We start from the raw sequence: 23,034 nt of genomic DNA, 5'->3' as shown, positions 1-23,034 counted from the left end.
GTGACGCAGGTCCGCGTCATGCGTCATCCTCGGCCCTCGTGGAAGTAGTCGTACACCGCCCGCGCCGTCGACGCGTTCACGCCCGGGGCCTTGGCGAGGTCCTCGAGCGAGGCGCGCGCGATGGCCTTGGCGGTGCCGAAATGCAGCAGCAGCGCCCGCTTGCGCGCGGGCCCGATGCCGGCGATCTCGTCCAGCGGGCTCTTGGTGAACTCGCGCTTGCGCTTCGCCCGGTGCGTGCCGATGGCGAACCGGTGCGCCTCGTCACGCAGCCGCTGCACGAAGTAGAGCGCCGGGTCGCGCGGCGCCATCTTGAACGGCTCCCGGCCGGGAATGAAGAACGTCTCCCGCCCCGCGTCCCGGTCCGGTCCCTTCGCCACCCCGATCAGCGGAACCTCCGTGACGCCGATTTCTTCCAGCGTGGTCCGGGCCGCATCGAGCTGACCCCGGCCGCCGTCGATCAGCACCAGGTCCGGCCAGGCTGGCATCTCGCCCGAGTCCGCCTCGGGCTCAACCGCCGTCATCCCCGGCGCGCCGAAGGCGCGGGAAGGGGATCCAGGAGCCGGGACGTCATGTTCGCCGGACCGCGAGGAAATCTCGCGCGGGTTCTCCTTCACCAGCCGGCTGAACCGCCGCCGCAGCACCTCGCGCATCATGCCGTAGTCGTCGCCAGGCGTGAGCTCCTCCGACTTGATGTTGAACGTGCGGTAGTGCGCCTTCGAGAATCCGTTCACCCCGGCCACGATCATGCCGCCGACCGCGTTCGTGCCCATGATGTGCGAGTTGTCGTAGACCTCGATCCGCCGTGGCGCCCGGGGCAGGCCGAAGGCCTGGGCCAGCGCAGCCATGAGCTTCTGCTGCGAGGACGTGTCCGCCAGCCTCCGCCCCAGCGCCTCGCGGGCGTTCTTGGCGGCGTGCTCCACGAGGTCCCGCTTCTCGCCGCGCTTCGGGACGTTCACCTCCACGCGGTGGCCTGCGTGGGCGCTGAGCGCCTCCTCCAGCAGCTCGCGCTCCTCGACGTCGTGCGACAGCAGGACCAGCCGCGCCGGCGGCTTGTCGTCATAGAACTGCGCCACGAAGGCGGCCAGCACCTCTGTGGCTGGAGTGGTCTTGTCCGCCTTCGGGAAGTAGTCTCGGTTGCCCCAGTTCTGGAAGTTGCGGAAGAAGAACACCTCCACGCAGAACTGTCCCGCCTCCTCGTGGAGGGCGAAGACGTCAGCCTCCTCCGTATTTTGGGGATTGATGTCCTGGGTGCCCTGGATGGCGGAGAGCGCGGCAAGGCGGTCGCGGTAGCGCGCCGCCCGCTCGAACTCCAGGTCTTCCGCCGCGGCCTGCATGTCGGCGGCGAGTTGCCCCTTCACGCCCTTGCTCTTGCCACGCAGGAAGTCCCGGGCCTGGGCGGCGAGGCGGGCGTACTCCACGTGCCCGATCTCCCCGGTGCAGGGCCCGGAGCAGCGCTTGATCTGGTGGAGAAGGCAGGGGCGCGTGCGGTTCTCGTAGTAGCTGTCCGTGCAGGAGCGCAGCAGGAAGGCGCGCTGCAGGGCGTTGAGCGTGCGGTTCACCGCCCACACGCTGGCGAAGGGTCCGAAATAGTCTCCCGGGCGGTTGCGCGCGCCGCGGTGCTTGGTGAGCTGCGGCGAGACGTGGTCGCCCGTCAGCAGGATGTAGGGAAACGACTTGTCGTCGCGCAGCAGCACGTTGAAGCGCGGCTTCAGCTGCTTGATGAGGTTCGCCTCCAGCAGCAGCGCCTCGGTCTCGGTCTGCGTGGTGACGAACTCCATGCGCGCCGTTTCGGCGATCACCCGCAGGATGCGCGTCGAATGCCCCCGGCCTTGCGCATAGGTGGCCACGCGCTTCTTCAGGCTGCGCGCCTTGCCGACGTAGAGCACGCAATCATCGGCGTCGATCATCCGGTAGACGCCCGGCCCATTCGGCAGCGTCTTCCAGAAGGCGCGGATCACCTCCACGCCGGCCTTCACGCGCGAGCTGCCGGCAGGCCCCTCGAAGTCGATGTCGAGATCGGAGCCCTGTTCCTCGATCTCCGAATCGAGCTCGGCCTCGGCTTCGAGTTCGTCCTCGGCCGTGTCGTCGTCGAAGGTGTCCGGCGCAGGCTCTGCGGCCGGGCGAGTGGTGCGGGGTGCTGACGCCATGTGGCACATGTAGGACGAAGCGCGCCCGGAAAAAAGCGCGTACGAGGCCCGGCTTCCGTCATTGCGAGCGAAGCGAAGCAATCCAGGGTCAATCAGGCGCAAAGCGGGACGATGCGTCTCGCCGCCCCTGGATTGCTTCGTCGCTGCGCTTCTCGCAAGGACGGAGGGAAACGCCTCACCCCACCCGCGACAGCGCCGTCGCCCCGAACACGTCCTCGAACGCGGCGCGCAAAGCCACGTCGGCGTCGTGCATCGTCACCGGCAGCCCGAGGTCGACGAGGCTCGTCACCCCGTACAACTGCTCGGAGATCCCGCACGGCACGATGCCGCCGAAGTGCGACAGGTCCGGCTCGACGTTCAGGCTGATGCCATGGAAGGTCACCCACTTGCGCACCCGGATGCCGATGGCCGCGATCTTGTCCTCGGCCCCGGGCGCCTTCTCGGGCCGGCGCACCCACACGCCCACCCGGTCTTCGCGGCGTTCGCCGCGCACGTTGAAGCTCGCGAGCGTCCCGATCACCCAGGCCTCAAGCGCCGCCACGAAGGCCCGCACGTCGGGCTTACGCCGCCTCAGGTCGAGCATGACGTAAGCCACGCGCTGGCCGGGTCCGTGATAGGTGAACTGCCCTCCCCGCCCCGTGCGATGCACGGGGAATCGCTGGTCGACGAGGTCCTCGTCCCGCGCCGACGTGCCCGCGGTGTAGAGCGGCGGATGCTCCAGCAGCCACACGCACTCGGGCGCGACGCCCTCCGCGATGGCCTCCGCCCGCGCCTCCATGACGCGCACGGCGTCCTCATAGGGGACCAGCCCCGGCGTGGTCGCCCACTCCACAGGCGGCAAGCCCTCGGCCGGCCACAACCGCTCGGCGAGTTCATCCCTGATCTTCACGGCACATTAACCATGTTGTCGCTTCACTGGACCCGAGGCGGCGGCCAAGAAGCGCCGCGCCTCTCCATCTATGCACCCCGGACAGCCGCTTCCACCAGCGCGCCGATCCGGATTAGGTTTCGGGTTTCTGTGGAGCGGCGAGTGGCATCCGGTCTGGACATCGTTGGCGTCGACATCTCCATCGTTCTCGGCCGCTCGCGCATGCCCATCCACCAGCTGCTGCGCATGGGCCGCGGCGCCGTGATCGCGCTCGATTCGGCCGAGGGTGACGAGGTGGAGATCCTGGCCAACGACATGCCCATCGCGAAGGGCACCGTGGTGGTCAGCGGCACGGTCATTACGGTGGAGGTCAAGGAACTCCTGCGCCGTCCCGGCAGTGAGAAGCTCAGCGCCTGACGCGGCGCCATCTTTTCCGCTTCGCCGCCGCAAACGGCGCTTGTCGACCCTGAATCCTTCTGTTACACGGAGCGCCGTTCCGGTCGGGGGCGCCCTGATCAGAGCAATTGCGGTCGTGGCGGAATTGGTAGACGCGCTAGCTTGAGGTGCTAGTTCTTTAACCGGAGTGGAGGTTCGAGTCCTCTCGACCGCACCATTCTCTTCCGAGCCTTCGGGCTCCGAACGGCGGTGGATCCCAGCGATCCGCCGCCGTTTCGTTTTTGGTGCATTCGAATATTTTAATTTTGATTATTATCATATTTGGTAGAAGCGGGTCATTCGACATGCAAAGAGATGATATCGAGATTTCTCAACGCTTTGGAATTACGGGCAAGCGCCAAATAAGAGTGGCTCTTCCGGTCAATCTCTATGTTCATCCCGTAGGCGTATTCATATGTACAACATATTTCACGGTATGCATTTTTTGTGCGTTATGGGCGGCAGTGTTCCCGGTCTATCAGGGAACGGCCACCACGATGTTGGGAACGATGGTGTTTCTCGCGCCTGTGTACATGATTGCGGTAGCGAGCAATCCGACACTCCGATGGTTTTGGCGCAGAGGCCCTCTCCTCACGATCGACGGCGATGGGATCACACGGCGGCCATTTGAAAGACGCATCGAATGGTCAGACGTGCAAACGGCTCAGTTCGATGCTTCTAAAATGCAGCGACTTTTGCTGCGGACGCGCTCTGGCGCAGCGCTCCGTGGCCAGGAGCGAAACATATTCGGTAATCCATCGGCAGTCTGGGACACGAACGTGCCACTGGTTCACCTCGACAGGCCGTTCTCCGAAATCGAGCAGATTCTTCGGGCGCTCCTAGCGCGAGCTGGCTGCGAAATCGTCGAACGGGGTCAACTTCCGAGCGATCTCAAGCCCCCCGGTGCCGCCGCACCCCGGCGATGATCCGCTCCGTCTCGCTGGTCCAGCCCGCGGGCGCGGCGACGGTCTCAATTCGGCCCGGCCCGGGCTGCAGGTGCACCAGACCGTAGCCCTCCCCCTTCAGCGCGCGCAGGAAGGCCGGCAGCATCGCCGCCGTCTGGGGCTGGATGTCGTGGAGCAGGATCACGCCACGCCCGGCGTGGCGCAGGCGCTCGAGCATGCGGGCCAGCTGGAATTCCGGCGTCATTTTCGTCCAATCGGACGCCCACAGGTCGCAGCCGAACACCCCGATGTCGCGCTCCGCCGCCCAGGCGTTCACGGCGTGGGTATCGGCGAAGCCGGGATAGCGGAAGAACGGCGCCGCCGCGCCCTGCCCCGCCTTGGCGTCCGGCTCGCCAAGCGCGGCCGCGATGGCCTTGAAGCCGTCTTCCGCTTGGCGCACCTGCGCGCTTTCGGACAGGTCCCGCATGGTCCACGGATGGGACCACGTATGGCAGGCAAGCGTATGTCCCTCGTCCCGGATCCGCCGCACCAGCGCCGGGTGGGCCTGCGCGTTGCGCCCGATCAGGAAGAAGGTCGCCTTGGCTCCCTCGCACGCGAGCGCGTCCAGCACGCGCGGAGTCGTGGCGGGCGCGGGGCCGTCGTCGAAGGTGAGCACGACCTCCTTCGGCCCCAGAGGCAGCGCCGCCGGATAGGTCTTCAGCCCAACCTGCAGCCCGCCCTTCGTTCCGACATGCAGAATGCGGGCGTTACCGAGCCTGTCGGCCGGGCAGGCCGCCGCCAGGGACGGCCAGGGCGTGGCGGCCGCAAACAGTCCGGCAGCGACCGCGCGCCGGGATGGGAGATCGGTCATGCGATGCGTCCGCCTTTGGAACGAATAGTCCTAGCACGCGATTGAGGCGCCCCGCAGACACAACGCGCGTGGTCCGGCGATGATGAAATGGTGACGCCCGGCCACCCTCGCGCGCGTTGCGCCGGCGATTCCGGATGATACAAGGCCGCAGGCTCGCGTCCGACTCGGAACAATTCGCATGCTGGACATCGACGACCAGACCAAGTCGGCAGAGCGCATTCTCGCCTTCCGCGACGAGCAGGGCGACGTCGCCCAAGACTTCGTCCAGGCCGTCGCGGACGCCATTGACGCCGGCGACGCCGATCGAGCGCAGGAGTTGGTGCGCCCGCTGCACGAGGCCGACCAGGGCGCCCTGATCGAGGCCCTGCCGGCCGACGTCCGCGCCCGCCTGATCGAGCTGCTCGGCGACGTCTTCGACTTCGCCGCCCTGACCGAGGTCGACGACTCGGTCCGCGAGGAGCTTCTCGAGGAGCTCCCGACCGAGACCGTCATCGAGGGCGTGAAGGACCTCGAGTCGGACGACGCTGTCTATATTCTCGAGGACCTGGACAAGGAGGACCAGGACGAGATCCTCGAGGGCCTCCCGGCTACCGAGCGCATCGCCCTCCAGAAAAGCCTCGACTACCCGGAGGACTCCGCCGGCCGTCTGATGCAGACGGAGCTGGTCGCCGTGCCGCCCTTCTGGACCGCCGGCCAGACCCTGGATCACCTGCACGCGACCGAGGACCTGCCGGACAGCTTCTTCGAGATTTTCGTGGTCGATCCCGGCCACCGGCTCCTGGGCCAGATCTTCCTCGACAAGCTCGTCCGCAGCCCTCGCATCGCCCGCGTCGACACGCTCATGAACACGGAGCGGCGCCGCGTGCACGCCACCGACGACCAGGAGCAGGTCGCCCGGGTGTTCGAGCGATACAACCTCGTCTCGGCGCCCGTCGTGGACGAGGCCGAGCGCCTTGTCGGCGTGATCACCATCGACGACGTCGTGGACGTCATCCAGGAGGAAGCGGACGAGGACGTGAAGGCGCTCGGCGGCGTGAGCTCGGAGGAAGAGCTCTCCGATCGCGTGGCCACCATCGCCCGCAGCCGCTTCGTGTGGCTGTTCGTCAACCTCATCACGGCCTTTATCGCCTCGGCTGTGCTGGGCCTGTTCGAGGGTCAGCTCCAGAAGATGGTCGCGCTCGCCGTGCTCGCCCCCATCGTGGCGAGCCAGGGCGGCAACGCAGCCACCCAGACGATGACGGTCGCGGTGCGGGCGCTTGCGGTGCGAGAACTCGGGGCCGGGAACGCGCTGCGCGTGACCCTGCGCGAAAGCTTCGTGGGGCTCATCAACGGGATCGGCTTCGGCCTGCTCACGGGCCTGGTCGCCTCGATCTGGTTCCACGACTGGAACATCGGCCTGGTGATCTGCATCGCCATGCTGGTGAACCTGGTGGCCGGAGCGCTCGGCGGCATCCTCATCCCGCTGACGCTGGAGAAGTTCGGGGCCGACCCGGCCGTCTCTTCCGGCGTCTTCGTCACCACCGTCACCGACGTGGTCGGCTTCTTCGCCTTCCTGGGCATCGCAACGTTGTGGTTCGGTCTCAGCTGAGTTGCAATCAGCTGAAGCTTCGTATTTCCTCTTTCTTAAGACCTTCGGTCGAAATGCTGGGTATCGCGTTCCCGTCAACCGAGCGGCGAGCCTCATGCGTATCTTGTCCGGTTCGACTGCAGGCCTTCTTGGCGCTGTCGCCCTCACTCTCTCCGTGGCGCTCGCGGGCTGCACCATGGCGCCCGACTACTACCCGCGGAAGGGCGATGTGAAGCCCCACCCGGGCGTGGCGCGCGCCAAGTCCCTCCCGATCCACGGCATCGACGTGTCCCGCTGGCAAGGCGAGGTCGACTGGAACCAGGTGAGAAACGCCGGCACCCGCTTCGCCTTCATCAAGGCGACGGAGGGCGGCGACCACATCGACCCGGCCTTCAGCCGCAACTGGGCCGGCGCCAAGGCCGCCGGCGTGCCGGTCGGCGCCTATCACTTCGTGTACTGGTGCCGCTCCGCCCAGGAGCAGGCCCGCTGGTTCGTCCAGCACATCCCGACCGACCCGGACGCGCTGCCGCCCGTGCTGGATGTGGAGTGGAACGGCTCGTCCCAGACTTGCCCGAAGAAGATCCCGCGCGAGCTGGCGCTGGAGAAGATCAAGATCATGCTGGCCGAGCTGGAGCGCCACACCGGCAAGCGGCCGATCATCTACACCGACATCACCTTCCACAAGGACGTGCTGGAAGGCGAACTGCAGGATTATCCCTTCTGGATCCGCAGCGTCGCCGCCGAACCCCACGAGCGCTACGCGAGCCGGCCATACGCCCTGTGGCAGTGGACCACCACCGGCCGCGTGCCCGGCATCAAGGGCGACGTCGATCGCAACGCCTTCCACGGCACCGAGCAGCAGTGGGTTGCGTTCCTGGACGGCAGCGGCGGCGGGCGTCGCCGGGACGACGGCCTGAACACCGCCGTGGCGTCTTCCGCGCCGATGGCGCCCCAGTCCACGCCTGTCTCCCTGCCGGGCGGCCTGACGCCGCCGGCCGCCGTCGCCGAGGTGGACACCACCGCCTCGGTGCGCAGCTACCTGCCGTTCTGAGAAGCGCGACACCGCTGCAAGGCGCACGGGCCGCCGAGCCGCGACTGGTCCCCTCTCCCGGGCAGCGGGAAGGGCTGGGTGGGGACCGCCCTACCGGCTCCAAGGCTGCATCTTCAGTCATTGCGAGGAGCTGCGCGACGAAGCAATCCAGGGCCCACCGTCTCAGGTGATGACCGCGGCGGCCTGCGGCTCCTGGATTGCTTCGCTGCGCTCGCAAGGACGGCTGAATCCTACAGCCTCACAACCACCGCCGCACCTTGGCGGCGTAGTCCCGCCAGGCTTGGCCGAAGCGGCGCTCCAGGTGCGCCTCTTCCCGAGAAATGGCCAGCCAGTTCACGGCCGCGACCGTGACCGGCGCGAGAAACAGCAGCCAGCCCCAGCGCAGCGCCAGCGCGAAGCCGATCAGGGCCACCGTGTTGGCGACGTAGATGGGATTGCGCGACCACCGGTACGGCCCCGTGGTCACCAGATTGCGGCTCGGCGCGTTCGGCAACACCGTCGTGCCGTGCCGGCGCAACACGATGAAGCACGCGAAGTCCATCAGCACGCCCAGGCCGAACAGCCCCAGGCCTGCCCACTCGGGCACGAGGCGCAGCTGCCGGTCGAGCCACAGGAACGGGTCCACCTGCTCCAGCCCCCAGGCGACCAGCAGCGCGGCGGAATAGATCAGCGGCGGCCACGGGATCGTGTTGGGCCTCTCGCCGATGTCTTTCGCCATTCCGCTCCCCCTCCCCGCGAACCTGGGGCTTTCTCGAAAACGCCCCGTGCGCGCCGGCCTCTACACGCGGCCGGCGTCCGGGTTATCCTGCAGCAAACAGCCTTCGCACAAGAGGAAACGCAGGGACATGCTGGCCAACGCTCCGCGCCCGTTCAACTTCGACCTCGGCGAGACCGCCGACGCCATCCGGGAAACCGTGGCGGGCTTCGCCCAGAGCGAAATCGCGCCCCGCGCGGCCGAGATCGACCGCACGAATCAGTTCCCGCGGGACCTCTGGCCCAAGATGGGCGCCCTGGGCCTCCATGGCATCACCGTGGAGGAGGAATACGGCGGTTCGGGCCTGGGCTACCTTGAGCACGTGGTCGCCATGGAGGAGGTCTCCCGCGCCTCCGCCTCCGTGGGCCTCAGCTACGGCGCCCACTCCAATCTCTGCGTCAACCAGCTGCGCCGCAACGGGACGGACCCGCAAAAGCGCAGGTACCTGCCAAAGCTCATCTCCGGCGAACACGTCGGCGCCCTCGCCATGTCCGAGCCGGGCGCCGGCTCCGACGTGGTCAGCATGCGCACCCGCGCGGAGAAGAAGGGCGACCGCTACGTCCTCAACGGCTCCAAGATGTGGATCACCAACGGGCCCATCGCGGAGACGCTGATCGTCTACGCCAAGACCGATCCGGAGGCCGGCCCGAAGGGCATCACGGCCTTCCTGGTCGAAAAGGGCATGAAGGGCTTCTCCACCGCCCAGAAGCTCGACAAGCTGGGCATGCGCGGCTCCGACACGGGCGAACTCGTGTTCGAGGACTGCGAGGTCCCGGAGGAGAACGTCCTCGGCGATGTTGGCAAGGGCGTGAACGTGCTCATGTCCGGCCTGGACTATGAGCGCGCCGTGCTGGCCGCCGGGCCGCTCGGCATCATGCAGGCGGCGCTGGACGTGGTGATGCCCTATGTCCACGAGCGCAAGCAGTTCGGCAGGCCCATCGGCGAGTTCCAGCTCGTCCAGGGCAAGCTCGCCGACATGTACGTCACGATGAACGCCTGCAAGGCATATGTGTACGCCGTCGCCAAGGCCTGCGACCGCGGCGAGACCACCCGCGAGGACGCCGCTGGGGCGATCCTGATCGCCGCCGAGAAGGCCACCCAGATGGCGTTGGACGCCATACAGCTGCTGGGCGGCAACGGCTACATCAACGACTACCCCACAGGCCGCCTGCTGCGCGACGCCAAGCTCTACGAGATCGGCGCCGGGACCAGCGAGATCCGCCGCATGCTGATCGGGCGCGAGCTGTTCGCCAAGACCGCCTGACCTGCACCCGCCGTCGTGGCCGGCCTGTCCCGGCCCCATTCCTCCCAAGCAGAAGGACCCCCGCCCATGCTCGTCATCTGGGGACGCATCACCTCCGTCAACGTCCAGAAGGTCGTCTACGCCGCCGACGTCCTCGGCCTCGACTACGAGCGCCGGGAGGCCGGCGGGGCCTTTGGCGTGGTGGGGACGCCCGAGTACCGGGCCATGAATCCCAACGGCCTCGTCCCAACCCTGGAGGACGACGGCCTCGTGCTGTGGGAGTCCAACGCCATCGTGCGCTACCTCGCGGCCAAGCACGGCGCAGGCTCGCTCTGGCCAGTCGACCCGGGCGCCCGGGCGCTGGCGGACCGCTGGATGGACTGGCAGCAGACGGTGCTCAACAAGGCGATGGGCCCCGTCTTCCACGGCCTCGTCCGCACCGCGCCGGACAAGCGCGACGCGGCGGCGGTCGAGGCGTCCCGCGCCGCCACCGAGGAGGCGCTCGCCATGCTGGACGAGCACCTGGGCCGCAACGAATGGCTGGGTGGCGGGCAGTTCACCATGGCGGAGTGCGTGGTCGGGCCGCAGGTCCACCGCTGGCTCAACATGCCCGTTCGGCGCGAGGCGCGGCCGCATGTGGAGCGGTGGTATCGGGAGTTGGCCGAAGGAACCGCGTCGCAGCAGGCTTTTCCGCTTCCTATCCTTTAGGCTGACGTGACATGAAACCAAGCGTGCAACGAGCTTTACAGTTCTCCAACTAGGGCACTGCAGGATACGCGCACATCGTACGTTCGTCAGTCCCCAAGTTGGACTCGAGAAGAGAGGACAAAGTCAATGTCTCGGCTGGTCATCGATCATTTTTCGTGCATTGAAGAAGGCTCAGTCGACATAAAGAAAATGACGTTTCTTATTGGACCACAAGCTAGTGGAAAAAGTGTTATTTCGAAGCTAATCTACTTTTTTAATGACATTCTTGACGAACAATTTTCAGCATTAGAGGAGGACATGACGTATAGACAATTTCACCGGCGGTTAATCGAGAATTTCAAGAAAGCCTTTCCGTCTGCAGCTTGGGGTAACAATGCTTTTCAGATTGAATATCATCTCGGCCCATATCTTTTTATCCTCAAACGCGGTCGCGTCAGAAAGAATTCAAGCGGAACGATGACCCTTTCGATTTCGGATAATTTCCAGGACAACTATGAGCGCTATCTGAATGAAATTCGTACTCTCAAATTGAGGACTGCCGAAAAGAATGATGAGTCATTCACCTCTCGGGAGTGGGAGATATTTTATGATGTTCGCAGAAAGGCCGTCCAGGCCATGCGGCACGAGCTCGGGAATGACTACTACAGTTCCCAGCTTTTCATACCTGCTGGCCGCTCATTTTTTACGAGCATGGGCAAAGCTGTTGTCGCTTTCGAACAAGGTGGATACCTAGATCCTGCCACTGCCCAATTTGGAAGATATTTTACCACGATGAGAGACATGCTTCTTGGGAGAGGGTTTGTTTATAGGAGTCGACCGCCGAACAAAGAAAGAATAGCGCATCGTACTGCTCTGGCCGCGAAGCTATTTGGCGGAACGATTAAAAGCGAAAGGAACGAAGCTTACGTTGAGGCCGAAGATGGGCGAAAAATCGCTTTTTCGATATTATCATCTGGACAGCAGGAATTGCTGCCCTTATGGCTTGCACTAAATGAATTCATGAACGATGAAAGCGACAATGTCTTTCTTTACATAGAAGAACCGGAAGCTCACCTATTCCCAAGCGCGCAAAGTGTCCTCGCGGAATACTTGGCTACGCTGGTCAACTTCGGCTCACATCGAGGCATGTTTATAACTACTCACAGCCCGTATATTCTTGCGAAAATAAATAACTTACTTAGAGCGGGAGATCTAGGCAGGGCGCAAAGGCGAAAATACTCCGCCCAGGTCGACAAAGTAATACCCCGTAATGCCTGGCTAAATTCAGGTCAGTTTGCAGCATATGCGATAGAACAAAAGACAGTTGTGTCAGTACTTGGAGATGACGGTCTAGTTGACGGAGACTATCTCGACCGAGTTTCGTCTGATATTTCAGAGGAGTTTTCGGATCTCTTGATGATCGAGGCTCAGAATGTTTGAAACTGGGCCATGCACTTCATTTTCAGACAACACCAGGATCAAAGTCGAAGAATGCGGAAGAAAAGCGGTAATCCTGAATTCCGAGAGGAAACAATACATTATAGTGCGCTATGACGGCTGTGTAATCAAAAACCAGAAAGCGGCTGACTACATAATCAGAAACAACAATGTTGGAAATTTGATCGTAGAGCTTAAGGGTAAAAACGTTGAACATGCGGTTGACCAGGTGATAGCCACCGCGGACAAAATAAAAAACGCAAATAATGAAGAAATACTTCTTGGAGCTCTGATTGTATGCACTCAATTTCCTCGTATAAATACAAAAATACAGAAGGCAAAGGATACTATGCGCAAAAGATTTAACGCCCCTCTACATGTCGTGACTAAGAATTATGAGTTTTTCTTTGAAGCCGTGATGAGCTTCAAAGGCCCTCACAAAAAGGCTTAGATGGCTGTCACATCGGCGCCCTGAACAACGGCGTCCCGGGTTTCCGGGGCGCGGGCTCGCCGTGCTCCAGTTCATAAAGGTACTCCGGCGGCAGCCCTGCGTCCCGCGCAGCCGCCAGCACGCCTTCCAGGTAGCCGGGCTTCGGCTTGCCCGGCCGGTCCGTACGACCGACATAGACGAGCGCGCGGCGAGCGCCGCCGTCCGTCACCACCGGCTGGTTGATCTTGGTGTAGAGCCCGGTGTGCAGGCTCTCGTAGCGGTCCAGCGCCGGGATGTCGGAGAGCGCCAGGTCCCAGAGCACGCCCCAGACGGTCCGACGCGGGTCGCGCACGACGGAAGCATAGCCGTCCGCCATGATGATGAAACGATGCCGCGGCAGGCGGGCGAGGCCGACCACGGTCGACTTCGGGCAGCGCTGCGCCATGGCGGCGCGGTCCATGTTGGAGCCGTAGGCGAAATAGAGCGGCATGGCGGGACTCGGGCTTAACCGCCGCCGTCTCTACACCGCCGCGACGGTCTCTGTCCCGCTGGTCTTGCGCTCGCCTGCCCTGCCCACCCTCCTCCTGAGAGCGTGACGGCGTCATCGCCCAACGCCCCTCATCCTGAGGAGCCATGCGCAGCATGGCGTCTCGAAGGACGAGGGATCCAGAGCGCTCGATCGTGCTCACATACTGGAGTCGCTCGTCCTTCGAGACGCATCGCCCAGGGGCGATGCTCCTCAGGATGAGGGGATACAGGCGGCGTCGAGGTAAACCGCTGCGGATTCACTTGAACTCGATGATCACCGCGTCCACGGCGAGGCTGTCGCCTTCCTTGGCCAGCACCTTGGCGACCGTGGCGTCCTTCTCGGCGCGTAGCACGTTTTCCATCTTCATGGCCTCGACGATGCAGAGCGCCTCGCCGGCCTTGACCTCCTGCCCCTCCTTGACGGCGATGGACTTCACCAGGCCGGGCATCGGGCAAAGGAGGAACTTGCCGGTGTCCGCCGCCACCTTTTCGGGCATCAGGGCGGCGAGCTCGGCCTCGCGCTTCGTATAGACCCGCGCCTGAGTCGCCGCGCCGGCATGGGACAGCGCCACGCCGTTCAGCAGCGGCCGCACCTGCAGCGCGACCTCCGCGCCGTCGATGGTCCCCTGCCACACCGGCTCGCCCGGGCGCCAGCCGGAAGAGACTTCGTGATGATGCCCCTCGCCGAAGCGCACCACCGTGGCGTAGGCCATGTCCTCCACCGATACGTCGAAGCGCTGGTCGCCCAGCATCACCACGCGATCTGTCTCGAAGGTCACCGGGGCCGCAGCCCGCATCTGGCCCGAAATCCCGCGCTTGCGCAGGTTGAGCTTGTGGTCGATGGCCGCCGCCACCGCGGCCATCAGGTGCGCCGTCTCGCCTTCCGGCGCGATGGGCCTGAAGCCCTCGGGGAACTCCTCGGCGATGAAGCCGGTGGAGAGGCGGCCCGACTTCCAGCGATCATGCGCCATCAGCGCGGACAGGAACGGGATGTTGTGGCGGATGCCCTCGATCGCGAAGGCGTCCAGCGCCCGCGCCTGCGCGTCGATCGCCTCCAGGCGGGTCGGCGCATGGGTGACCAGCTTGGCGATCATCGGATCGTAGTAGATCGAGATCTCGCCGCCCTCGTAGACGCCGGTGTCGTTGCGGACGGTGACGTCGCCTGTCTGGCCTTCCGCCGGCGGCCGGTAGCTCACCAGGCGGCCCGTGGAGGGCATGAAGTTGCGGGTCGGGTCCTCGGCGTAGACGCGGCTCTCCACCGCCCAGCCGTTGAGCTTCACGTCCTCTTGCGAGATCGAGAGCTTCTCGCCCGCGGCCACGCGGATCATCTGCTCCACGAGGTCGATGCCGGTGATCATCTCCGTCACCGGGTGCTCCACCTGCAGGCGGGTGTTCATCTCGAGGAAGAAGAACGAGCGGTCCTGGCCGGCGACGAACTCCACCGTGCCGGCGCTGTCGTAGCCCACGGCGCGGGCCAGCGCGCAGGCCTGCTCGCCCATCTTGCGGCGGGTGGCCTCGTCGAGCAGCGGCGACGGGGCCTCCTCGATGACCTTCTGATTGCGGCGCTGGATGGAGCACTCGCGCTCTCCCAGGTAGATCACGTTGCCGTGCTTGTCGCCCAGCACCTGGATCTCGATGTGCCGCGGGTCGACGATGAACTTCTCGACAAAGACGCGGTCGTCGCCGAACGACGACGCCGCCTCGGACTTGGCGCGGGCGAACCCCTCGGCCACTTCGTCGGCCGAATAGGCGATGCGCATGCCCTTGCCGCCGCCGCCGGCGGAGGCCTTGATCATCACCGGATAGCCGATCTCGTCGGCGATGGTGACGGCGTGGGCCGGATCCTCGATCACGCCGAGATAGCCCGGCACCGTGGACACCTTGGCGGCGTTGGCGAACTTCTTCGACTCGATCTTGTCGCCCATGGCCTCGATGGCCTTAGGGTTCGGACCGATGAAGGTCACGCCCGCGGCCGCGAGCGCCTCCGGGAAGGCGGCGCGCTCGGAGAGAAATCCGTAGCCGGGATGCACTGCCTGAGCGCCCGTGGCCTTGCAGGCGGCCACGATCTTGTCGATGAGCAGGTAGGACTGGGCGGCGGCCGGCGGGCCGAGATGCACGGCCTCGTCGGCCATCTCGACATGCAGCGCGTCCTTGTCGGCGTCGGAGAAGACCGCGACGGTCTTGATGCCCATGCGCCGCGCCGTCTTGATGACACGGCAGGCGATCTCGCCGCGGTTGGCGATCAGGATTTTGTCGAACATACCCCGTCCCGAGCTCAGAGCCACGCTGGATTCGCCGTCGTTTCTATGACGCGGGGACGGGGGCGTCCACTCACCGAAGGGCTGAGACGCAAGAGCGCGCCGTGCAGGGCAGCGGCGCGCCTTCCCGGGCGAAGGGGCGAGGCGGTCAGGCAGCGCGGCGCACCACGTCGACCACCGCCTCACGCGGCTCCGGGCGGCCGCGGTTCTCCTCCAGCGCCAGGGCGATGATCGACTGGTCGACCCGCTCGGCCTCGCGCACCAGGTTCACGAGCAGCGGCCCCACGTTGCGGGCCGGCCCCACGCGCGTGAGCTGGAGGCAGGTGGTCAGCCATGCGGCGTCCTCGTCCTTCACGTAGCCGGTGGGCCGGCGCTCCCACACCAGGTGGGCCGTGATGGTGTCGACGAAATACGCGTCCCAGGAGGGGCACGTCTCGGCCACCATGCGCTCCATGCGGATGAGCGCTTCAGCCTCGGCCTGGGACAGGGCGCCCTCTTCCAAGGCGATCTTCAGCTCGCGAACGTCATCCTCGCCGATCGACTGCTTTTCGATGGTTCGGATTGCGATGTTCTGGATGCGGTTGCCGTTCATCTGTCTACGCCTCCGCAGCATTATTGTCGCTGCTTGTGTCTCTTTCGTGCAGTAACTATCGCTCCACACGTATGGATGGTAGGTTAAGGCGGCAATCCTAACAGTTGTTCAGGTTAAACAGGCCTGATCACGCATGCTTTCTTGAATCTGAATCCAGTCGCAGACTCGATTTCCCTTGGACCTCGCGCCGCGCTACTCAGGGACGACTTCCGGAAGCCTCGCATGCCCGCTCCCCTCCCCGTCTGCTTCACGCCCGACCGCCTGTATTTCGTCCCGGCCGTGTTCACGGCCGCCTCGCTGCTCGCCCAGGACGACGCGGACGGTCTCGAGATTCTGTTCGTCTGCGAGGAGGCGGATGCCGCGCCCGGCTTCGAGCGCCTTGACCCGAGGCTTCGGGCGCGCATCACGCTCCTTCCGGTGGACTGGGCGGCGCACGTGGCCGACCTGCCCACCCGCGGCCACTTCACCTCGGCGGTCAACCGCCGCCTCGCCCTCCACCGCGTGCTGCCCGAGCGCTGCGAGCGTTTCGTCTCCATGGACGCCGACATGCAGGTGATCCGCCCTGGCCTGGCCAGCCTGGCGAGCCTGGATCTCCGCGGCCTCCCGCTGGCGGCGGCCTACGACATGATCTTCCTGAAGGACTTCGAGGACGGGCCGCTCACGGCCGAGTTCCGCGCCTATCGGGGACGCCTCGGACTCGCGCCGGACACGCCCTACTTCAACAACGGCCTGACGCTCGTTGATCGCCACGCCTGGACGAAGGCGCGCATCCCCGAGCAGGCCGCGGAACGGCTGCGGGGCGAGCCGGGCCGCTACCCGTTCCTGGAGCAGAGCGCCCTGAACAGCGTGATCCACGGCGCCTTTGCGCCGCTCTCGCCGCGCTTCAACTTCATGGGCGACTTCCTGCTGCTCGACCTGGAGGACGAGATCCGCCCGGTGGTCCGCCACTTCGTGAACCGGCCCAAGCCGTGGGAGCCCGGCTATCCGGGAGCGGCTGGACACGCGCAGGCCTACCGGGACTGGTTGGAGCGCTCTCCCTGGCCCGAGCTGGCCGGGTCGGCTCGCCCGTCGCCGGCGACTTTGGACCCAACGGAAAAGGCCCGCTTCGCGCTCTTTCGCGAGCGCCTGCGGGCCTTCCTCGGCACGGTGGATTTCGCCGACGGCTGGAAGTTCGCCGACTGAAAGTTCAGGCTGCCCTGGCTTCAGGAGCGCCGCAGAGCAGATCGCAGCAAGGGGCCATGGCGGCCGCCAGCTGCCTTTCGGCGCGCGTCAGACGCCCGCCCCGCGGCAGGAGGCGCTCGGCGAGCCAGCTCCGGCCCGGCGCGGCCGCCGCGGCCAGATCCGTCAGCATGGCGTCCGAAGCCGGACGGGCGCTCCAGCCCGCACAGTCGCACGGCGCCTCCTCGCAGAGCGCTGCCGTGACGGCCCGGGCCAGCAGCGCGGCGACATCTTCGCCTTCGCCCACGCAGGCGAGCATGGCGTCGTCCAGCCAAAGCCGCCGGTCCAGGCACGGCGCGCACTCGGCGGACCCGGCTGCGAGCAGGTGGTTGGCCAGGGCCGCCGCATAGAGGCCGGCGAAATCGTCCGACCCACCTTCCGCCGTGGTTTCCGCGATCTCGCACAGGATCTCCGCCTCCCGGCGGCTGACCGGGCGCGATCCGCCGCTCAGCAGCGCCTTGCGCAGGCGGTGCGCCACCGCCGCGCCGGCCGCCGCCTCCGTTCGCAAGGCTCGCATTTCCGCGAGCAGGACGGCGCAGGGCTCCTTTGGACCTTGGCTGAGGACGTGAAAATCGGGATCGAAAGCTGAAAACGACACGGGAAGCTCCACTGAAACGGACGGGTTGGCCGTCAATTTCGCGCGAAATGCTCATCCTGGCGTTAAGGACCCGTTTCGATCTCCCGACATGATTGAGGGCGCGTAAAGCGCCCCCAACAGCAACCTACCGGCGAAATCAGAGCGGCAGGTTGTCGTGCTTCTTCCAGGGCTGCTCGGCCTTTTTCTCGGCCAGCATCGCGAGAGCCCGGGCGATCCGCCGACGGGTCCCGTGCGGCATGATCACCTCGTCGATGTAGCCGCGCTCGGCGGCGACGAAGGGCGACAGGAAGCGCTCCTCGTATTCCTGGGTGCGCGCGGCGATTTTCTCGGCGTCGCCGATGTCCTGGCGGAAGATGATCTCCACCGCGCCCTTGGCGCCCATCACGGCGATCTGCGCCGTGGGCCAGGCGTAGTTCACGTCCGCGCCCACATGCTTGGAGGCCATGACGTCATAGGCGCCGCCGAAAGCCTTGCGGGTGATGATGGTCACCAGCGGCACGGTCGCCTGCGAGTAGGCGAACAGCAGCTTGGCCCCGTGCTTGATCAGCCCGCCATATTCCTGCGCCGTGCCCGGCAGGAAGCCCGGCACGTCCACGAAGGTCACGATCGGGATGTTGAACGCATCGCAGAAGCGTACGAAGCGCGCAGCCTTGCGGGAGGCGTCCGAGTCGAGCACGCCGGCCAGAACCATCGGCTGGTTCGCCACGATCCCGACGCTGCGGCCCTCGATGCGGGCGAAGCCGGTGACGATGTTCTTGGCGTAGCTCTCCTGGATCTCGAAGAAGTCGCCCTCGTCGACCACCTTCGTGATCAGCTCCTTCATGTCGTAGGGCTTGTTCGGATTGTCCGGCACGAGCGTGTCGAGCGACATCTCGACCCGGTCCTCGGCGTCGAAGCTCGGCCAGGCGGGCGAGCCCTCGGTGTTGTTGGCCGGCAGGAAATCCATGAGCCGCCGCACCTGCAGGAGCGCCTCGAGGTCGTTGTCCCAGGCGCCGTCAGCCACGGACGACTTGGTGGTGTGCACCTTGGCGCCGCCCAGCTCCTCGGCCGTGACGGTTTCGTTGGTGACGGTCTTCACCACGTCCGGACCGGTCACGAACATGTAGCTCGTGTCCCGCACCATGAAGATGAAGTCCGTCATGGCAGGCGAGTAGACGTCGCCGCCCGCGCACGGACCCATGATGACCGAGATCTGCGGGATCACGCCCGAGGCGATCACGTTGCGGCGGAACACCTCGCCATAGCCGCCGAGCGCCGCGACGCCCTCCTGGATGCGCGCGCCGCCGGCGTCGAACAGCCCGATGATCGGGGCCCGCATCTTCAGCGCCATGTCCTGGATCTTGGTGATCTTGGCCGCGTGCGTCTCGGACAGCGAGCCGCCGAACACCGTGAAGTCCTTGGCGAAGACAAAGACCGTGCGCCCGTTGATGGTGCCCCAGCCGGTGACGACGCCGTCGCCCGGGACCTTGGTGTTCTCCATGCCGAAGTCGCTGCAGCGGTGCTGCACGAAGGTGTCGAACTCCTCGAAGGAGCCCTTGTCCAGCAAGAGCTCGATGCGCTCGCGGGCGGTCAGCTTGCCGCGCGCATGCTGCGCGTCGATGCGCTTCGTGCCGCCGCCCAGCCTGGCGTTGGCGCGCCGCTCGTCGAGCTTCTCGAGGATGTCCTTCATCGACGGTAGCCTCCGTGGGCGCGCCGAGTCGCGCGCCCTCTTGCAAAGAAAAGCGTCCGGCTGCTTAGCACGCGCCGGACGCCTCTTGGAACTTCGACGGAAGGGGAAGACGGTGGCGGCCGGGCCGCCGCCATCAGCCCTACTCGACGGTCAGGCTCACCTCGACGTTGTTCCGCGTCGCATTTGAGTACGGGCACACGATATGGGCGTCGTGCACGAGCTTCTCCGCCTGCTCGCGGTCGATGCCGGGCAATGAGATGCGCAGGTCGACCTTGATGGCGAAGCCGGTCGGGATCGGGCCGATGCCGACATCCGCCGACACCTTGGCGTCGTCCGGCACCTTGACGTTGCTCTTGCGGGCCACCGCCTTCACCGCGCCCAGGAAGCACGCAGAATAGCCAGCCGCGAACAGCTGCTCGGGATTCGTCGCCGCCCCGCCTCCGCCGCCCATCTCCTTCGGCACCGACAGCTTCACGTCGATGACGCCGTCGGACGACACGGCGCGGCCATCACGTCCGCCGGTGGCGGAGGCATGGGCGGTGTAGACGACTTTCGGATGGTCCATGGGGGTCTCCTTCGGGGGACAGGCGCGCGGCCTGACGAAGATGCCCGGGGATTATAGGGCGCCTGGGCCGGAAGGGAGCCCTGTGGATCAGGGGGCGTGCAGCAGCCGGAACAGGGTGGCCGAGGCTTCCATCTCGTTCCATCGCCGGGCGCGGCGCTCCAGGGCCTCGTCGTCCGCACCCCAGACCTCCATCTGGAAGTCCTCGTCCACATGGGCGGCCGCCCAGGCCTCGGAAGCGCTCAGCCGGCCGCGCGACACGGCGAGGGCGAGCAGCACGGAGCCGGTGAGGCTCGTCATGGTGGAGAGGGCCGCCAGCGCGATCGGGTCGATCACCTCGGCGACGGCGCCCCGCACCGCGGCCAGGGACGATGCCGGCTGCTCGGCGAACATCACGCCCTCGGCCAGGAAGAACCGGGCGCCGATCTCGTCCCGCGCCCAGTCCAGCACAGGGTCCCAGGCGTCGGACTGGCGCTGCACAAGGCGCGCCGGGTCGCCGGCGCGATAGCACAGCAGATCGGTGCCGGCGTATTTCGCGATCTCATCGATCACCTCTTCCCGCATCCGCGCGACGCCATCGAGCCCCGTGTTGACGAGGCGGGTCAGCGGCATGCTCGCGGGATTGATGTCCTGCCCCTGCGCCGCCCACTCGGCCGCCACCGCTTCCCCGGCCCCGCGGCTTGGCAGCGCCAGCGGCGACTTGGCGGGGGTGCGGGCCGGCCGGCCATCGAGCACGAGCACGAAGCCGCCGTCCGTCTCCGCCACGCCCGCTTCCTTGTAGAAGCGACGGGGCAGCGGCGTGGCCGCGGAGGCGGCCCTGGCCGCGCGGATGGGGTCGACGCCATAGTCGTCGGGAAACCAGGTGGTGCTGTCGTCAGGCATGAGGGGGAAATGGCGTCCCCGTCCGCCGTTGTCCAGCGCGAACGCGCTCAGCGGTCCCGCAGAGCCTCCGCGAGCGCCCCGAAATCGGAGACCACGCGTTCGGCCCCTGCCGCGAGCAGCGCCTCCGGCGCATGGTGCCCCCAGCCGACGCCGATCGCCCGCGCGCCGGCGGCCCGCGCCATCGCCATATCGTAGGAAGTGTCGCCGACCAGCACCGTGCCGGCCGGTTCCGCCCCAACCTCCTGCATGGCTTGCAGCGCCATGGCCGGGTGGGGCTTGGAGGGCGCATCATCGGCCGTTTGCACGGTGGCGAACAGCCGGGTCCAACCATGCGCCTCGAGGATGCGGGCCACACCGCGCCGAGACTTGCCGGTGGCGATGCCCAGGCGGTCCCCGGGCTGGACGGCCAACGCCCACACCAGCGCATCCGCGCCCTCGAACAGGGCTTCCCGGTACCCGGGCTCAGAAACGCGCCGCCGAAACGCCTCTCGGTAGAGGTCGGCCAATTGCTCCACCGGCCCGTCCGGCCCGACGAGAGTCTCGAAGGTGGGCCTCAGCGACAGCCCGACCAGCGCGAGCACATCGCGGCGGTCCGGGGGTGAAAGGCCTAGTGACGCGAAAGCCTCGGCATGCGACGCCACGATGGCGTCTTGGCTGTCCACGAGCGTGCCGTCCAGATCGAACAAGATCAGGCGCATGGGGCCTTCTTTCGCATCACACATGGATCTTCCATAGCGCCCTGCAACTCTTCACTCTCCGGTCACCATCCTGCAGGATGAACAAGAATCAAGAAAACAAAAAACGGTAGCTAAACCTGACATTAACAGGACGCACCCATAGTCACGCCATGCCAAGGCGAATGGCATCATTGCAAGGAGCCAAGATCATGACCGAGCTTTTCAAGTCCTTTGTTCGCGACGAGTCCGGCGCCACGGCCATCGAGTATGGTCTCATCGCCGCGATCATTGCGATTGGCATCATCGCCTCACTGCAGGGACTGCGGAATAATCTGAATACCAAGTTCAACCAGATCAGCGGAGCCCTCCTCAACACTTGGTGAAGCCGGGCGATTACGCCTGACCGATCCCAAAGGGTCGGCCAGGCGCCCTCCCGCGGTCGGGCGCCGGATCACGCCTCCGGCGCCTCCTCGATCGGATCGTACCGCGCCGTGTCGAATCCCAGCAGGTTCCAGCTCTGGCGCATGTGCGGCGGCAGGGGCGCGGTGACGTCGATCGGCTTGCCCGTGCGCGGATGCGGGATCACGATCCGCCGCGCCAGCAGGTGCAGCCGGTTCTGGATGCCGCCCGGCAATTCCCAGTTCTCGATGTCGAAATATTTCGGGTCGCCCACGATGGGGTGACCGATGTGGACCGTGTGGGCGCGCAACTGGTGCGTGCGCCCCGTCACCGGCTTCAGCGACAGCCACGCGAGCTTCTGCGCCGCCGTCTCCACGACGGCGTAGTAGGTCACGGCGTGACTCGCGCCCTCCTCGCCATGTTTCGCGACCCGCATCTTGGCGTCGCCCTCGTCATCCTCGCCTTTCGCCAGATAGGTCGAGATACGCCCCTGCTTCACCCGCGGCACGCCGGCCACCAGCGCCCAATAGACCTTGCGCGTATCGCGCGACCGGAAGCTCTTGGCCAGCGCCGACGCTGCGAAGCGCGTCTTGGCGATCACCAGGCAGCCTGACGTGTCCCGGTCGAGCCGGTGGACAAGCCGGGGCGTCTGGCCCTTCTCGTCGGTCAGCGCCTGGAGCATCTTGTCGACATGGTTGGTCATGCCCGACCCGCCCTGGACCGCGAGGCCCATGGGCTTGTCGATCACCATCATGTCGTCGTCCTCGTAGAGGGTGATCGACCTGAGGTAGGCCCGGGTCTCCTCGTCCGCCTTGGAGGCGCGCGGCCCCGTCTTGGGCGGCGCCAGCGACAGCGGCGGGATGCGCACCGCCTGCCCGGCCTCGAGCCGATCCTTGGTCTCGACCCGCTTGCCGTTGACCCGCAGCTCGCCCTTCCGCACCACACGCTGGATGTGGCTGAACGACAGCCCCGGGAACCTCGCCTCCAGGAAGCGATCGACCCGCATCCCCGCCTCGTCCGGCGTCACCGTCACGGTCTGGACGGCGGTCATGACAGACTCGCCCGCCTCTCCGGCCACGCCTGCAGGTTGACCGCCGGCGCTCGCCTTGGCGGTCTTCGCGGGAAGAGGTGACGTGGCATCGGCCGCGCCTTCGCCCGTCCAGGCCTTGGCCCGCCGCGGCGCGGCCTGCTCGGCCCCGATGACGCGCTCGCGCTCGGCGCCCGCGGCCGGGCGCCGCGCCGCCTTTGCGGCAGGCCCCTGCCCTCGCCCGGCGGGA

General features: G+C 66.1%; 22 protein-coding genes and 1 tRNA gene. 10 read left to right on the top strand and 13 right to left on the bottom strand.

Annotated elements, in window-relative coordinates; translation table 11 throughout:
• Positions 1–23: 23 nt before the first annotated feature.
• Positions 24–2,147: an excinuclease ABC subunit UvrC gene (gene uvrC, locus SLNSH_RS21050; RefSeq protein WP_106339731.1), complete on the bottom strand. Its 2,124-nt coding sequence runs from the start codon at positions 2,145–2,147 to the stop codon at positions 24–26.
• Positions 2,148–2,322: 175 nt separating this feature from the next.
• Positions 2,323–3,036 (bottom strand): lipoyl(octanoyl) transferase LipB, encoded by a 714-nt coding sequence (gene lipB / locus SLNSH_RS21045; protein WP_245422438.1) that lies wholly within the window; start codon positions 3,034–3,036, stop codon positions 2,323–2,325.
• A 141-nt stretch (positions 3,037–3,177) separates the two neighbouring features.
• Here lipB and SLNSH_RS25460 point away from each other — a divergent pair, with 141 nt between their 5' ends.
• Positions 3,178–3,432, top strand: a complete 255-nt coding sequence (locus SLNSH_RS25460; RefSeq protein ID WP_342587871.1) for a FliM/FliN family flagellar motor switch protein — start codon at positions 3,178–3,180, stop codon at positions 3,430–3,432.
• Between the two features lie 109 nt (positions 3,433–3,541).
• Positions 3,542–3,628 (top strand) — tRNA-Leu (locus SLNSH_RS21035).
• Positions 3,629–4,341: 713 nt separating this feature from the next.
• Here the strand turns inward: SLNSH_RS21035 and SLNSH_RS21030 are convergent.
• Positions 4,342–5,205 carry a polysaccharide deacetylase family protein gene (locus SLNSH_RS21030; protein ID WP_106339666.1) on the bottom strand — a complete coding sequence of 288 codons (864 nt, stop codon included), beginning with the start codon at positions 5,203–5,205 and terminating at the stop codon, positions 4,342–4,344.
• 178 nt (positions 5,206–5,383) lie between these two features.
• Here SLNSH_RS21030 and mgtE point away from each other — a divergent pair, with 178 nt between their 5' ends.
• Both mgtE and SLNSH_RS21020 read left to right on the top strand, forming a co-directional pair.
• A complete protein-coding gene (gene mgtE / locus SLNSH_RS21025) occupies positions 5,384–6,793 on the top strand; it encodes a magnesium transporter (RefSeq protein ID WP_106339664.1) in 1,410 nt (469 codons plus the stop codon).
• Positions 6,794–6,887: 94 nt separating this feature from the next.
• The gene (locus tag SLNSH_RS21020; RefSeq protein WP_106339662.1) at positions 6,888–7,823 is read left to right on the top strand and encodes a glycoside hydrolase family 25 protein; all 936 of its coding nucleotides are present in this window, start codon (positions 6,888–6,890) and stop codon (positions 7,821–7,823) included.
• Positions 7,824–8,061: 238 nt separating this feature from the next.
• On the opposite strand, the gene SLNSH_RS21015 is transcribed toward SLNSH_RS21020, so the two are convergent.
• A complete protein-coding gene (locus SLNSH_RS21015; protein ID WP_106339660.1) occupies positions 8,062–8,541 on the bottom strand; it encodes a methyltransferase family protein in 480 nt (159 codons plus the stop codon).
• A 127-nt stretch (positions 8,542–8,668) separates the two neighbouring features.
• On the opposite strand from SLNSH_RS21015, the gene SLNSH_RS21010 reads away from it, so the two are divergent.
• From SLNSH_RS21010 to SLNSH_RS24705, 4 genes are all read left to right on the top strand, one after another.
• Positions 8,669–9,841 (top strand): isovaleryl-CoA dehydrogenase, encoded by a 1,173-nt coding sequence (locus SLNSH_RS21010; RefSeq protein ID WP_106339658.1) that lies wholly within the window; start codon positions 8,669–8,671, stop codon positions 9,839–9,841.
• 66 nt (positions 9,842–9,907) lie between these two features.
• Complete coding sequence (locus SLNSH_RS21005) at positions 9,908–10,528, top strand: glutathione S-transferase family protein (RefSeq protein WP_106339656.1); 621 nt, start codon at positions 9,908–9,910, stop codon at positions 10,526–10,528.
• Positions 10,529–10,654: 126 nt separating this feature from the next.
• A complete protein-coding gene (locus SLNSH_RS21000; protein ID WP_106339654.1) occupies positions 10,655–11,947 on the top strand; it encodes an AAA family ATPase in 1,293 nt (430 codons plus the stop codon).
• The gene (locus SLNSH_RS24705; protein WP_146140343.1) at positions 11,940–12,395 is read left to right on the top strand and encodes a hypothetical protein; all 456 of its coding nucleotides are present in this window, start codon (positions 11,940–11,942) and stop codon (positions 12,393–12,395) included. The genes SLNSH_RS21000 and SLNSH_RS24705 overlap by 8 nt, the downstream gene beginning before the upstream one ends.
• A gap of 7 nt (positions 12,396–12,402) precedes the next feature.
• Here SLNSH_RS24705 and SLNSH_RS20995 read toward each other — a convergent pair whose 3' ends face one another.
• The 3 genes from SLNSH_RS20995 to SLNSH_RS20985 form a co-directional block, all read right to left on the bottom strand.
• Entirely contained in the window at positions 12,403–12,864 is a 462-nt protein-coding gene (locus SLNSH_RS20995) for a gamma-glutamylcyclotransferase family protein (RefSeq protein ID WP_106339652.1), read from the bottom strand.
• A 295-nt stretch (positions 12,865–13,159) separates the two neighbouring features.
• A complete protein-coding gene (locus SLNSH_RS20990) occupies positions 13,160–15,163 on the bottom strand; it encodes an acetyl-CoA carboxylase biotin carboxylase subunit (protein WP_106339650.1) in 2,004 nt (667 codons plus the stop codon).
• Positions 15,164–15,308: 145 nt separating this feature from the next.
• A complete protein-coding gene (locus SLNSH_RS20985) occupies positions 15,309–15,752 on the bottom strand; it encodes a hypothetical protein (protein ID WP_106339648.1) in 444 nt (147 codons plus the stop codon).
• Between the two features lie 222 nt (positions 15,753–15,974).
• Here SLNSH_RS20985 and SLNSH_RS20980 point away from each other — a divergent pair, with 222 nt between their 5' ends.
• Positions 15,975–16,934: a glycosyltransferase family 8 protein gene (locus SLNSH_RS20980; RefSeq protein WP_106339646.1), complete on the top strand. Its 960-nt coding sequence runs from the start codon at positions 15,975–15,977 to the stop codon at positions 16,932–16,934.
• A gap of 4 nt (positions 16,935–16,938) precedes the next feature.
• Here SLNSH_RS20980 and SLNSH_RS20975 read toward each other — a convergent pair whose 3' ends face one another.
• The 5 genes from SLNSH_RS20975 to SLNSH_RS20955 form a co-directional block, all read right to left on the bottom strand.
• A complete protein-coding gene (locus tag SLNSH_RS20975) occupies positions 16,939–17,568 on the bottom strand; it encodes a hypothetical protein (protein ID WP_106339644.1) in 630 nt (209 codons plus the stop codon).
• A 136-nt stretch (positions 17,569–17,704) separates the two neighbouring features.
• Entirely contained in the window at positions 17,705–19,237 is a 1,533-nt protein-coding gene (locus SLNSH_RS20970) for an acyl-CoA carboxylase subunit beta (RefSeq protein ID WP_106339642.1), read from the bottom strand.
• A 139-nt stretch (positions 19,238–19,376) separates the two neighbouring features.
• Positions 19,377–19,802: an organic hydroperoxide resistance protein gene (locus SLNSH_RS20965; protein ID WP_106339640.1), complete on the bottom strand. Its 426-nt coding sequence runs from the start codon at positions 19,800–19,802 to the stop codon at positions 19,377–19,379.
• A gap of 87 nt (positions 19,803–19,889) precedes the next feature.
• The gene (locus SLNSH_RS20960) at positions 19,890–20,681 is read right to left on the bottom strand and encodes an ATP12 family chaperone protein (RefSeq protein ID WP_106339638.1); all 792 of its coding nucleotides are present in this window, start codon (positions 20,679–20,681) and stop codon (positions 19,890–19,892) included.
• Positions 20,682–20,728: 47 nt separating this feature from the next.
• Positions 20,729–21,379: an HAD-IA family hydrolase gene (locus SLNSH_RS20955; protein ID WP_106339636.1), complete on the bottom strand. Its 651-nt coding sequence runs from the start codon at positions 21,377–21,379 to the stop codon at positions 20,729–20,731.
• A gap of 188 nt (positions 21,380–21,567) precedes the next feature.
• On the opposite strand from SLNSH_RS20955, the gene SLNSH_RS20950 reads away from it, so the two are divergent.
• Positions 21,568–21,741 carry a Flp family type IVb pilin gene (locus SLNSH_RS20950; RefSeq protein ID WP_106339634.1) on the top strand — a complete coding sequence of 58 codons (174 nt, stop codon included), beginning with the start codon at positions 21,568–21,570 and terminating at the stop codon, positions 21,739–21,741.
• 68 nt (positions 21,742–21,809) lie between these two features.
• Here SLNSH_RS20950 and SLNSH_RS20945 read toward each other — a convergent pair.
• Positions 21,810–23,034, bottom strand: a 1,225-nt coding sequence (locus SLNSH_RS20945) for an RluA family pseudouridine synthase (RefSeq protein ID WP_106339632.1), incomplete at its 5' end; no start/stop codon positions are given.

The organism is Alsobacter soli, assembly GCF_003004785.1.
In the GTDB taxonomy this organism is placed as follows: domain Bacteria; phylum Pseudomonadota; class Alphaproteobacteria; order Rhizobiales; family Beijerinckiaceae; genus Alsobacter; species Alsobacter soli.
This window is presented reverse-complemented; position numbering and strand designations above follow the sequence as displayed.

Coding starts and splice junctions, on each gene's coding strand:
- uvrC (WP_106339731.1), bottom strand. CDS start 2,147: ATGGCGTCAGCACCCCGCACCACTCGCCCGGCCGCAGAGCCTGCGCCG.
- SLNSH_RS21030 (WP_106339666.1), bottom strand. CDS start 5,205: ATGACCGATCTCCCATCCCGGCGCGCGGTCGCTGCCGGACTGTTTGCG.
- mgtE (WP_106339664.1), top strand. CDS start 5,384: ATGCTGGACATCGACGACCAGACCAAGTCGGCAGAGCGCATTCTCGCC.
- SLNSH_RS21020 (WP_106339662.1), top strand. CDS start 6,888: ATGCGTATCTTGTCCGGTTCGACTGCAGGCCTTCTTGGCGCTGTCGCC.
- SLNSH_RS21015 (WP_106339660.1), bottom strand. CDS start 8,541: ATGGCGAAAGACATCGGCGAGAGGCCCAACACGATCCCGTGGCCGCCG.
- SLNSH_RS21010 (WP_106339658.1), top strand. CDS start 8,669: ATGCTGGCCAACGCTCCGCGCCCGTTCAACTTCGACCTCGGCGAGACC.
- SLNSH_RS21005 (WP_106339656.1), top strand. CDS start 9,908: ATGCTCGTCATCTGGGGACGCATCACCTCCGTCAACGTCCAGAAGGTC.
- SLNSH_RS21000 (WP_106339654.1), top strand. CDS start 10,655: ATGTCTCGGCTGGTCATCGATCATTTTTCGTGCATTGAAGAAGGCTCA.
- SLNSH_RS24705 (WP_146140343.1), top strand. CDS start 11,940: ATGTTTGAAACTGGGCCATGCACTTCATTTTCAGACAACACCAGGATC.
- SLNSH_RS20995 (WP_106339652.1), bottom strand. CDS start 12,864: ATGCCGCTCTATTTCGCCTACGGCTCCAACATGGACCGCGCCGCCATG.
- SLNSH_RS20990 (WP_106339650.1), bottom strand. CDS start 15,163: ATGTTCGACAAAATCCTGATCGCCAACCGCGGCGAGATCGCCTGCCGT.
- SLNSH_RS20985 (WP_106339648.1), bottom strand. CDS start 15,752: ATGAACGGCAACCGCATCCAGAACATCGCAATCCGAACCATCGAAAAG.
- SLNSH_RS20980 (WP_106339646.1), top strand. CDS start 15,975: ATGCCCGCTCCCCTCCCCGTCTGCTTCACGCCCGACCGCCTGTATTTC.
- SLNSH_RS20970 (WP_106339642.1), bottom strand. CDS start 19,237: ATGAAGGACATCCTCGAGAAGCTCGACGAGCGGCGCGCCAACGCCAGG.
- SLNSH_RS20965 (WP_106339640.1), bottom strand. CDS start 19,802: ATGGACCATCCGAAAGTCGTCTACACCGCCCATGCCTCCGCCACCGGC.
- SLNSH_RS20960 (WP_106339638.1), bottom strand. CDS start 20,681: ATGCCTGACGACAGCACCACCTGGTTTCCCGACGACTATGGCGTCGAC.
- SLNSH_RS20955 (WP_106339636.1), bottom strand. CDS start 21,379: ATGCGCCTGATCTTGTTCGATCTGGACGGCACGCTCGTGGACAGCCAA.
- SLNSH_RS20950 (WP_106339634.1), top strand. CDS start 21,568: ATGACCGAGCTTTTCAAGTCCTTTGTTCGCGACGAGTCCGGCGCCACG.